This window comes from Citricoccus sp. NPDC079358 (assembly GCF_040702545.1).
GTDB lineage: Bacteria > Actinomycetota > Actinomycetes > Actinomycetales > Micrococcaceae > Citricoccus.
In genome coordinates, this window is record NZ_JBFBLI010000007.1 from 172019 (window position 1) to 182655 (window position 10637).

At 70.2% G+C, this 10637-nt stretch carries 10 protein-coding genes; 3 read left to right on the plus strand and 7 right to left on the minus strand.

What is annotated here, in order from left to right; all coding sequences use genetic code 11:
• Window positions 1-38 precede the first annotated feature (38 nt).
• Window positions 39-2675 (plus strand): ATP-dependent chaperone ClpB, encoded by a 2637-nt coding sequence (clpB, locus tag AB0333_RS10885; RefSeq protein WP_366218708.1) that lies wholly within the window; start codon window positions 39-41, stop codon window positions 2673-2675.
• Here clpB and AB0333_RS10890 read toward each other — a convergent pair.
• Window positions 2672-3400, minus strand: a complete 729-nt coding sequence (locus tag AB0333_RS10890) for a hypothetical protein (protein WP_366218709.1) — start codon at window positions 3398-3400, stop codon at window positions 2672-2674. The genes clpB and AB0333_RS10890 overlap by 4 nt on opposite strands.
• A gap of 160 nt (window positions 3401-3560) precedes the next feature.
• Here AB0333_RS10890 and AB0333_RS10895 point away from each other — a divergent pair, with 160 nt between their 5' ends.
• Both AB0333_RS10895 and AB0333_RS10900 read left to right on the plus strand, forming a co-directional pair.
• Window positions 3561-3773: a DUF3073 domain-containing protein gene (locus tag AB0333_RS10895; RefSeq protein ID WP_188805886.1), complete on the plus strand. Its 213-nt coding sequence runs from the start codon at window positions 3561-3563 to the stop codon at window positions 3771-3773.
• Window positions 3774-3781: 8 nt separating this feature from the next.
• Window positions 3782-4810, plus strand: a complete 1029-nt coding sequence (locus AB0333_RS10900; protein WP_366218710.1) for a Sir2 family NAD-dependent protein deacetylase — start codon at window positions 3782-3784, stop codon at window positions 4808-4810.
• A 23-nt stretch (window positions 4811-4833) separates the two neighbouring features.
• Here AB0333_RS10900 and purM read toward each other — a convergent pair whose 3' ends face one another.
• The 6 genes from purM to AB0333_RS10930 form a co-directional block, all read right to left on the minus strand.
• Complete coding sequence (gene purM / locus AB0333_RS10905; protein ID WP_366218720.1) at window positions 4834-6027, minus strand: phosphoribosylformylglycinamidine cyclo-ligase; 1194 nt, start codon at window positions 6025-6027, stop codon at window positions 4834-4836.
• A 35-nt stretch (window positions 6028-6062) separates the two neighbouring features.
• On the minus strand, window positions 6063-7652 hold the full coding sequence (purF, locus tag AB0333_RS10910; protein ID WP_366218721.1) for an amidophosphoribosyltransferase: 1590 nt from the start codon (window positions 7650-7652) through the stop codon (window positions 6063-6065).
• Window positions 7642-8172, minus strand: coding sequence for a hypothetical protein (locus tag AB0333_RS10915; RefSeq protein ID WP_366218711.1), 531 nt, complete (start codon window positions 8170-8172; stop codon window positions 7642-7644). Before AB0333_RS10915 ends, purF begins: the two co-directional genes overlap by 11 nt.
• 73 nt (window positions 8173-8245) lie before the next feature.
• Window positions 8246-9622 carry a hypothetical protein gene (locus AB0333_RS10920; RefSeq protein ID WP_366218712.1) on the minus strand — a complete coding sequence of 459 codons (1377 nt, stop codon included), beginning with the start codon at window positions 9620-9622 and terminating at the stop codon, window positions 8246-8248.
• Between the two features lie 167 nt (window positions 9623-9789).
• Window positions 9790-10086 carry an addiction module antidote protein gene (locus AB0333_RS10925; RefSeq protein WP_347922267.1) on the minus strand — a complete coding sequence of 99 codons (297 nt, stop codon included), beginning with the start codon at window positions 10084-10086 and terminating at the stop codon, window positions 9790-9792.
• Entirely contained in the window at window positions 10076-10354 is a 279-nt protein-coding gene (locus AB0333_RS10930; protein ID WP_366218713.1) for a type II toxin-antitoxin system RelE/ParE family toxin, read from the minus strand. The genes AB0333_RS10925 and AB0333_RS10930 overlap by 11 nt, the downstream gene beginning before the upstream one ends.
• Window positions 10355-10637: the final 283 nt, after the last annotated feature.

The following is a 10637-nucleotide window of genomic DNA, read 5'->3' on the forward strand; positions in this document are numbered from 1 at the left end:
GAGACTCCGGCCGGGACCGGTGACAAGGAAGGACCAGCATGGACGCAAAGTTCACCACCAAGAGCCAAGAGGTGCTGTCCGGGGCGGCGATGAACGCCTCCACCCTCGGGAATCCGCAGATCGAACCGGCACACCTGCTCAAGGCGCTGATGGACCAGCGTGCCTCCGTGGCAGTCGCGGTCCTCAAGGCCGCCGGCGTGGACCCGGACGTCGTCTCCACCGCCGCCTCCACCGCCATCAAGGAGTTGCCGGCCAGCTCGGGATCCTCCGTGGCGCAGGCCCAGCTGTCCCGCCAGGCGCTGCTGGTGGTTCAGGCGGCACAGCAGCAGGCCGAGGCCCTCGGGGATGACTACGTCTCCACCGAACACCTCCTGCTCGGCCTCGCCGCCGACGCCGGCAAGGCCGGCACCGCGCTGCGCGATGCCGGTGCCAGCGTCGAGGCGCTCTCTGCCGCCGTCAAGGAGGTCCGCGGGGACAGCCGCGTGACCACGCCGGACCCGGAGAACACCTTCCAGGCCCTGGAGAAGTACGGCACCGACCTCACGGAGATCGCCCGTGCCGGCAAGCTCGACCCGGTCATCGGCCGCGATTCCGAGATTCGCCGCGTGGTGCAGGTGCTCTCCCGCCGCACCAAGAACAACCCGGTGCTCATCGGCGAGCCCGGCGTCGGCAAGACCGCCGTGGTGGAGGGCCTCGCCCAGCGCATGGTGGCCGGGGACGTCCCCGAGTCCCTGCGCGGCAAGACCCTGATCTCCCTGGACCTGGGGTCCATGATCGCCGGGGCCAAGTACCGTGGCGAGTTCGAGGAACGGCTGAAGTCCGTGCTGGAGGAGATCAAGCAGTCCGATGGCCAGATCGTCACGTTCATCGACGAGATCCACACGGTCGTCGGTGCCGGGGCCTCCGAGGGGGCCATGGACGCCGGCAACATGCTCAAGCCCATGCTGGCCCGCGGCGAGCTACGCCTGATCGGCGCGACCACCCTGGATGAGTACCGGGAGAACATCGAGAAGGACCCGGCCCTGGAACGCCGGTTCCAGCAGGTCTATGTGGGGGAGCCGACCGTGGATGACACGATCGCCATCCTGCGCGGGCTCAAGGAACGCTACGAGGCCCACCACAAAGTCGCCATCGCCGATTCCGCCCTGGTGGCCGCCGCCAACCTCTCGGACCGGTACATCTCCGGCCGCCAGCTGCCGGACAAGGCCATCGACCTCGTGGACGAGTCCGCGTCCCGGCTGCGCATGGAGATCGACTCCGCCCCGGAGGAGATCGATCAGCTGCGCCGCTCGGTGGACCGCCTGACCATGGAGGAGCTGGCGCTCGCGGACGAATCGGACCCGGCCTCCGTGGAGCGGCTGGCCGCCCTGCGCGAGGAGATGGCCAACCAGAAGGAGGAGCTCGCGGCACTCAACGCCCAGTGGGAGTCTGAGAAGGCGAACCTCAATCAGGCCGGTGACCTGCGCGTGAGGCTGGACGAGCTGCGCTCCGCGGCGGACAAGGCGCAGCGGGACGGTGACCTGGCCGAGGCCTCGCGGATCCTCTACGGGGAGATTCCCGCGCTGGAGAAGCAGCTGCAGGCCGCCGTGGAGGCCGAGTCCGGTTCCGGCGGAGGCCCGGGGGGCCAGCAGCACTCCGGACCGTCCATGGTGTCCGAGGAGGTCACCGCGGACGACATCGCGGAGGTCATCTCGGCCTGGACCGGGATCCCGGCCGGGCGCATGCTGCAGTCCGAGCAGGACAAGCTGCTGTCCATGGAGGACCACCTCGGCGAGCGGCTGATCGGCCAGCGGGCCGCCGTCGCCTCCGTGTCCGATGCCGTCCGGCGTTCCCGTACGGGGATCTCCGACCCGGACCGCCCCACGGGCTCATTCCTGTTCCTCGGCCCCACCGGGGTGGGCAAGACCGAGCTGGCCAAGTCGCTCGCGGCGTTCCTGTTCGACGACGACCACGCGATGGTCCGCATCGACATGTCCGAGTACTCGGAGAAGCACACGGTGTCCCGGCTGGTGGGTGCCCCTCCGGGGTACGTGGGCCACGAGGAGGGCGGTCAGCTGACCGAACTCGTGCGGCGCCGTCCCTACTCGGTGATCCTGCTGGACGAGGTGGAGAAGGCCCACCCCGAGGTCTTCGACATCCTGCTCCAGGTGCTCGACGACGGCCGCCTCACCGACGGCCAGGGCCGCACCGTGGACTTCCGCAACGTCATCCTGATCATGACGTCCAACCTGGGCTCGCAGTTCCTGGTGGACCCGGGCCTGGGGGACGCGGAGAAGAGGGACGCGGTGATGAGGGTGGTCAACTCCTCCTTCAAGCCGGAGTTCCTCAACCGGCTGGACGACATCATCATGTTCGATCCGCTGTCCATCGAGGACCTCACGAGGATCGTGGACCTGCAGGTGGAGGCACTGGCCGTCCGCCTGGCCTCCCGCCGGTTGTCGCTGGAGGTCACTGACGCCGCGCGGGAGTGGCTGGCCCTGACCGGATTCGATCCGGCCTACGGGGCCCGGCCGCTGCGCCGCCTGGTGCAACGCGAGATCGGTGATCAGCTGGCCCGGGCCCTGCTCTCCGGCGCCATCGCCGAGGGGGACACGGTCCTGGTGGACCGCGCCGCGGGCGAGGGGTCTGGCTCCGAGGAGCAGGACCGCCTCTCGGTCACCCGCAAGGCCGGCTAACCGTCCACGTGGTCCGTCCAGTCCTCCAGGACGGGCTCTCCCACGAGGGAGGTGCTCAGGGTCCCGTCATGGGCCACGGCGAGGCAGTCCACGCGGCGATCGCCCGCGTCCCACGTGCCCTGGGTGGGGTGGGAGATCTCGACGATGACCTGGGCGTTTGCAGCGCTGTCCAGCTCGATCGTGGCGCAGAACCGCTCGGCATCCGCCTGCATGTCCTCGGGGAACGCGCGGCCGGTGGGCCAGAGTTTGCGGCCGACCAGCTCGGCCTCGTGGTCGCGGTTGCACTCCACCACGGTGGAGGGCTCGCCCACGGACTCGAAGTCGGTCAGGCAGTCACCGGGCAGGACCTGGGCGGGGGGCACCTCGCGGGCCACGATCCCGTCCAGCCCGGGTTCGGCGTTGCGGGACACGCTGGGCCCGGGCTCCACGGTCTCGCCGGAGGGGCCGTTCTGCGCAGAGCTCAGCAGCGGCCAGAGGACGAACACGGCCAGGGCGGCGACCACCAGGGCGCCGAGGGCGATCCACCAGCCACGCAGCCGCCGGGGCCGGGGCACCGGGGTGCTCTCCGGTTGGCGGGGCGGCAGGTAGGGGACGTAGCGGTCGCCGGAGCCGGCGGTCTCGGCCGTCTCAGGGGCCTCCGGCGGCTCCGTGGTCTCGGCTGCGTCCGTGGGTTCGGGGGCGTCAGGGCTTGACTGGTCGCCTGACCCGTCCGGGCGTGTGTCCATGGTCATGGTCCTTTCGGTGCCGTCACGCTGGCAGGCGGCTCCAAGGGGTGCTGAAACATGTTAACCTAGTGTCCACGAACCATCATGATCAGTGCATACTCCGGACCAGCCCTGCCTAGGGCTGACAGCACGGGGACGGACAACAAAGGGGGTCACGCTCATGGGGCGCGGCCGTCAAAAGGCAAAAGCAACCAAGCAGGCCCGGGACATGAAGTATTTCTCCCCGGCCACTGATTTGTCGGCACTGGAGCGTGAGCTGGCCGGCAACAGCGGTTCCAGCCATGACGATGACCAGTACATCGACTACGCGGACAAGTACGCGGACTATGTGAAGGATGCCGAGGAGGACGACGATCCCCGCACGCAGGGTTGATCGTCGCCATGTCGACTGAACCACCACCGTCCGCCGAGCCTCCTCGGGGCGCGTCGGCGACGGCGGACACCGCAGAGCAGGTGGAGAGGCCAGAAGAGTTTCCGGGTGCCACCCTGCGCCCGGGCCATCCGGCGGCCAACGGGCACCGGGCCGCCCTGCGCTCCATCGCGCGCATCGTGGAGGACGCGGCCCCACCGCAGGACCCCGTCTTCGCGCGGGCGGGCATTCTGGACCTGTTGCGCAAGCATCGCCCGCTGGTGATCACCGGCGCGGGCATCTCCACGGACTCCGGCATCCCCGACTACCGCGGGCCGCAGGGATCGCTGCGGCGGCACCGGCCGATGACCTACCAGGAGTTCCGGCACGACGACGGCGCCCGGCACCGCTATTGGGCGCGGTCCTTCGTGGGCTGGCGGCAGATGGACGCCGCCTCGCCGAACCCGGCCCATCACCTCCTGGCGTCCTGGCAGCGCGCCGGCGTCCTGGCCGGCGTCGTGACCCAGAACGTGGACGGCCTGCACGCCGCGGCGGACACCCCGGGCCTGGTGGCCCTGCACGGGGACCTGGACCGGGTGAGCTGCCTGAACTGCGGGGCCCTGGAGGACCGCCGGTCCTTCGATCACCGGCTGGTGGAGGCGAATCCCGGCTACCTCGAGGCCGTGCAGGTCGACCCGCTGATGGTCAACCCGGACGGGGACGTGACACTGGGCCAGGAGTGGGTGGACCGGTTCCACCTGGTCGGCTGCCTGGTGTGCGGGTCCGTGGAGTTGAAGCCGGACGTGGTCTACTTCGGCGAGAGCGTTCCGGCGGCACGGAAGGCCGCCGCCCGTCAGGTCTTCGAGCGGGCCGGGTCCGTCCTGGCGATCGGCACGTCCCTGGCCGTCATGAGCGGCTTCAAGTTCGTGCTGGACGCCGAGAAGCTGGGCAAGCCGGTGGCGGTCCTCAACGACGGCCCCACGCGCGCCGACACCAAGGCCGCCTTCCGCTGGCGCACGCGCCTGGCTCCAGCGTTGGAGTGGCTGGACGCCCGGCTCTGACCTTTCCCGCGCCCGGTAGCGCGTCAGGCTGTGGCGTAGTTCCCGGTCAGCAGCACCGCTCCGCCGTCCACGCCCTTGGCGCCCTGCATGAAGTCGGCCCCGGCATTCCGGGCCTCGTCGGTCACCCGGCCCACGGTGCCGGCGACCCAGGAGGTCAGGCCACGGGCGTTGAGCCGGGTCAGCGCCTCATCGGCGGCCGCCGGGTCCACCACGGCCACCATACCGACGCCGAGGTTCAGGGTGCGCTCCAAGTCCTCGAGCGGGACGCGGCCGAGCTGGCCGACGAGGGAGAACACGGCCGGCAGTGACCAGGTGCCGCGGTCCACGGTGGCCATCAGGCCTTGCGGGAGCACGCGGGCGAGGTTGGCCGCGAGCCCGCCGCCGGTGACGTGGGAGAAGCCGTGCAGGGCCGCTTCACCGGAGGCGGTGACGACCGCGGGCGTGGTGCCCGCGACCGGGTCGCCGTTGAGGTGGCGCATCACGTCGAGGCAGTCGGCCGTGTAGATGCGGGTGGGCTCGAGCAGTTCCTCGCCGAGCGTGCGGCCCAGGTCGGTGACCTCACGGTCCAAGGACCATCCGGCGTCGTTGATGACGCGGCGGACCAGGGAGTAGCCGTTGGAGTGGATGCCGGAGGAAGCCATGGCGATGACCACGTCCCCCTCACGCACGCGCTCGGGGCCGAGCAGGGCGGAGGCCTCGACCACGCCGGTGGCGGCACCGGCGACGTCATACTCGTCCACGCCCAGCAGCCCGGGATGCTCGGCGGTCTCCCCGCCCACGAGGGCGGTGCCGGCGGCCGCGCAGCCGGCGGCGATGCCGCGGACGATGTCCGCGATGCGCTCCGGCACGACCTTGCCGCACGCGATGTAGTCGGTCATGAACAGCGGCTCGGCGCCGACCACCACGATGTCGTCCACGACCATGCCGACCAGGTCGAAACCGATCGTGTCGTGCTTGTCCAGCGCCTGAGCGATCGCGACCTTGGTGCCGACACCGTCCGTGGAGGTGGCCAGCAGCGGCCGGGAGTACTTCAGCAGCGCGGAGACGTCATACAGTCCGGCGAAGCCGCCGAAGCCGCCGACCACGGAGTCGTGGTGGGTGGCCTTGACGGCGTCCTTCATCAACTCGACGGCCAGGTCCCCGGCCTCCACGTCCACACCGGCGGAGGCGTAGGTGGTACCGGTGCTGCCGGCGGTGCCGGCCGCGGGAGAGGGCACGACGCCGGCCGGATCGTTCGGGTGCTCTGGTGCAGTCACAGCGGGGTCCTGTCGGTCGCGGTCAGCAGGTCTTCAAGGGAGGATCCGGGGCCCGGGTCCCCGCCGACGGCGCCGGGGCGCTCCTCCGGGTCCAGGGTGGAATCCGGTGTCAGGGCGGGGGTGGAGACAGGCTTCTCCAGCAGGTCCTTACCGCGCTCCTCCTCGGTGGGCAGCGGGATTGGGTAGTCACCGGTGAAGCAGGCGGTGCACAGGGAGGTCCGGGGCTGGCGGGTGGCCTCGACCATGCCCTCCGCGGAGATGTATGCCAGGGAGTCGGCGCCGATCGAGGCGGCGATCTCCGCGACCCCGGCGCCGTTGGCGATCAGCTCGGCGCGGGAGGCGAAGTCGATTCCGTAGAAGCACGGCCACTTGATGGGCGGGGAGGAGATCCGCACGTGCACCTCCGCGGCGCCGGCCTCCTTGAGCATCCGGACCACCGCGCGCTGGGTGTTGCCGCGCACGATCGAATCGTCCACCACCACCACGCGCTTACCGGACACCACGGCGGGCTGGACGTTGAGCTTGAGCCGGATGCCGAGCTGGCGCAGGGTCTGCGAGGGCTGGATGAAGGTGCGCCCCACATAGGAGTTCTTGACGAAGCCCTGCCCGAACGGGATGCCGGACTCCTCGGCATAGCCCACCGCGGCGGGCGTGCCGGACTCGGGGACCGGAATGACGACGTCGGCCTCCACCGGGTTCTCCCGGGCCAGCGCACGTCCCATGGCCCCGCGCGACTCATACACGGAGCGGCCACTGATGGCGGCGTCCGGGCGGGCGAGGTAGACGTACTCGAACACGCAGTGTGCCGGCTTGGACTCGGCGAAGCGGGTCGAGCGGATGCCCTCCTCGTCGATCGCGATGAGCTCGCCGGGGGCGACCTCGCGGATGAAGGAGGCCCCCACGGTGGCCAGGGCGGACTGCTCGGAGGCCACCACCCAGCCTCGCTCGAGCCGGCCGAGCACCAGCGGGCGCACGCCCTGCGGGTCGCGTGCGGCGTACAGGGTGTGCTCGTTCATGAAGACGAAGGAGAAGGCACCGCGGATCAGGGGCAGCAGCTCGGTGGCGGTCTGTTCCAGGGTGGAGCCCTCTTCACCCTGCAACAGGGCCGTGACGAGCGCGGTGTCCGTGGTGTTGCCCTGGGCCATCTCGCCGCGGGTCTGCCTGCCGTAGCGGGACTGCACCATCCGGTACAGCTCGGCGGAGTTCACCAGGTTGCCGTTGTGGCCCAGGGCCACGGTGCCCTCGGCGGTGGCGCCGAGGGTCGGCTGGGCGTTCTCCCAGTTGTTGCCGCCGGTGGTCGAGTACCGGCAGTGCCCGACGGCGATGTGCCCGGTCAGGGTGTTCAGGGTCGCCTCGTCGAAGACCTGGGACACGAGGCCGAGGTCCTTGTAGACGGAGATCCGCTTGCCGTCCGAGGTGGCGATGCCTGCGGACTCCTGCCCCCGGTGCTGCAGGGCGAACAGGCCGTAGAAGGCGAGTTTGGAGACCTCCTCGCCGGGGGCCCAGACGCCGAACACCCCGCATTCGTCCTGGGGGCCCTTCTCGTGGGGGTCGAGGTCATGTGTCAGCAGGCCGTCACCGCGCATTTTGGTCACGCTCCCCATTCTCCCACTTGTCCGTCCACTGCTGCAGGTCGTGGTCCTGGACGGCGTAATCGGCGTCCTCGTAGCTCTCCACGGACTGTGCGGTCACGGTATAGGTGTGCTTCTTCGACCGGCGGTCCAGCACCAGCCAGACGATCGCTCCGACCCCCACGCCGAGGATGCCGAAGATCACCAGGAAGTACCCAAAGGTGGAACCGAAGGTGAACTCGGGGTTGGCCTCGCCGAAGGCGGTCACCAGCAGCGCGACGATGACGCCCAGCAGGGCGCCCCCGATCAGGAACATCTGCACCTTCGGGGCCCGGCGGACCACCAGGGTGCGGCGGTCCAGGGCATCCGGTTCCGGGGAGCCCGTGGCGGGCCAGGCCGTCTCAGGACCCGCCTCAGACCGGCTCGGATCCGGCGTGGGCCGTGCCGGCTCGGGCCGGTTCGGATCCGGTGTGCTGGGTTCGTCTGCCGGGGTGCCGGCGGGGGTGTCCGCGGAACCGTCGGGGGGAAAAGTCATGCCTTCCATGGTACGGGGCACAACGGGCCGAACCCGCCGTGGGTCGGACACACTCGCCGCTGCGGAGGCGTGGCTACACGGAGGGGGTGCGGACGGCGTTGACGCCAGCGTCGGTCGTCTCTGTGAACAACGGCTCCGTCGGCTCGGGCAGCCGCAGGGTGGGCCGGGGCGAGAGAACGGCGGCCAGCCCGGACCCCAAGGCCGCGAGCAGCAGGATGGCGGTCGCTATGACGCTGACCAGGGCCGCTCCGGCGGACTGGAACGGGATGAAGGTCGTGGCCGCCACGAACACCAGGGCGGTGGCGATGACGGAGTACCGCGCTCCCCGGGAGGCATAGCGCCCGGAGAACGCCGAGATCAGCACCCCGATCAGGCCGATCAGCGCCACGAGGGTGGCCACCAGCAAGCCGATGACCAGGGCGCCGAGCATCGCCCAGCCGCCACCGGCCAGCCCGCCGAACAGGAGGGCCACCGGGAGCACGAGGATCGAGGCCGGAACGCCCAGCTCGCCGACCAGGTGCCCGGCCCGCGGCATCCCCGTCCCGCCGAGCGCACGGTAGTCCAGCACGGCCCCGGCCACGGCGGCGATGGCCAGGACCACGGCGAAGACCAGTGGTAGCCAGGCGCTCTGGCCGATCTGGACGGCGTCCAGCAGCGGCAGGATGAGCGCCAGACAGGCCAGTCCCAGCGGGGTGGCCAGATGGCGCAGGAACCGCCGGCCGGTGCGCTCCATCTCGGTCGCGGCGTCGGCGGCCTTGCCGGCCGGGCCGTCGTCGTGCCCGTGTGCTCCGTCGGCTTCTCTGCCGACACCGTCGTGGCCCGCCCGCTCCGTGCCCGGGGAACGGCGCAAAAGCACGACGGCGGCCCCCAAGCCAACGAGGGCCAGCACCGCGCCCACGGCGGAGGTGACGGTGAGCCCCGAGGGAGTGGGGGCCAGTAGCGAGATCGCTCCCCAGGCCACGAGCGCTGCCGGCGGGGCGATGGCAGCCAGAATGCGTGTCATGGTGCCGGGGTCCTGCGGGGCACGGCGCGCGGCCACGGCGCCGGCCACCACGGCGGTGGCGGCCAGTAGTAGCCCGGCCATGGAAAGGGTCTGGAGTACGGCGTTGAAACCCTCGAAGCCGATCGCGCGGTCGACCACGCCGAGGGGTATGAAAGTCCGGACGGCCGACAGGATCAGGGCGCTGGCCAGGGCCACGGATGCCAGGGCCTGAGCTTCCTGGCGGCCCGGGCCCGTCCGCCGGTCCCGGAGGGTCAGGGCCAATCCGAGGACCCCCAATAGTCCGACGGCGGCGGCGAGGGTGTAGCTCAGAACCCAGAGCCCACCGTCCAGGGCCCCGGGTGATGCGCTGCTGGCGATCACCGCCCAGGTCGCGACCGAGACCAGGACGGAGCCCATGGTGTGCAGGGCGACGGCGGCGGGCAGGGCCAGGTGTCTCGCGGTCTTCACTGTGGTTCCCCCTCAGGATGCGTAGGCCCACCGTATCCCGATGGCATGCCGTGGGCTCGGGCAGTACATATCCCGCCCGCGGGCTCCGATGACGCGGCTGAGGAGGCAACGACCGATTGAACCCGCCGATCCTTTACCGGTGCACCCTTAACGGCAGAGTTGAGTGTCTATGCGACGGCGCGGAAAGTGAGCTTGAGGCCGAGGGCGCCGGAGACCTTTAGCACGGTTGACCAGGTTGGGTTGCCCTGGTCGGAGAGTGCCTTGTAGAGCCCGTCGCGGCTCATCCCTACGCGGCGGGCCAGTTCACTCATGTTGCCTGAGCGGGCGATCGCTCCCAAGGCGCGGGGTACGGCGGTGGGGTCCTCGGCAGACTCCTCCAGAGCGATCTGCAGGTAGGCCGCGACGTCGTCGATGTCGTCGAGGTAGTCGGCGGGGTCGAAGCGGGTGTAATGCTCAGTGGTCATTGTCGTCCTCCGTTGCGTGCCACTCTGAGGCGAGCTGGTGCGCCTTGGCAATGTCGCTCTGCTGTGTCGACTTGTCGCCTCCGCACAGCAGGAGCACTACGCGGTTGCCGCGTTGTGCGTAGTAGACCCGGTAGCCCGGACCGTAAGTCAGCCGAAGTTCCAGGACGCCCTGGCCGACAGCCTTGACGTCACCGGGGTTATCGTGGGCTAAGCGGTCGATCCTGGACAGGATCCGCAGCCGGCCCTGTCGGTCCTTTAGCTTGCGCAATTACCGGTCGAAGGCGTCAGTGGTGAAGACTTCGGCCATGTGTCGACTATAGTCGACAGAAGTGGCTTGCTTCAAGGGCTCGCCGAACCGAACGACTCGCCATCGGCATGAAGGGACAGCCCGCATGCCAAGCCGCCTTCAATGACGCTGAGCACCAGATGGGTGAGAGGTCGTCGCTGCCCGCTAACGGATCCGCTTGCGGGCAAGATCCGTCGGGCATGCAGCATCCGGCGGCCTCAACGAATGCACGCCGTAAGCCGTTCCCCAAACGGTCACGACTGAG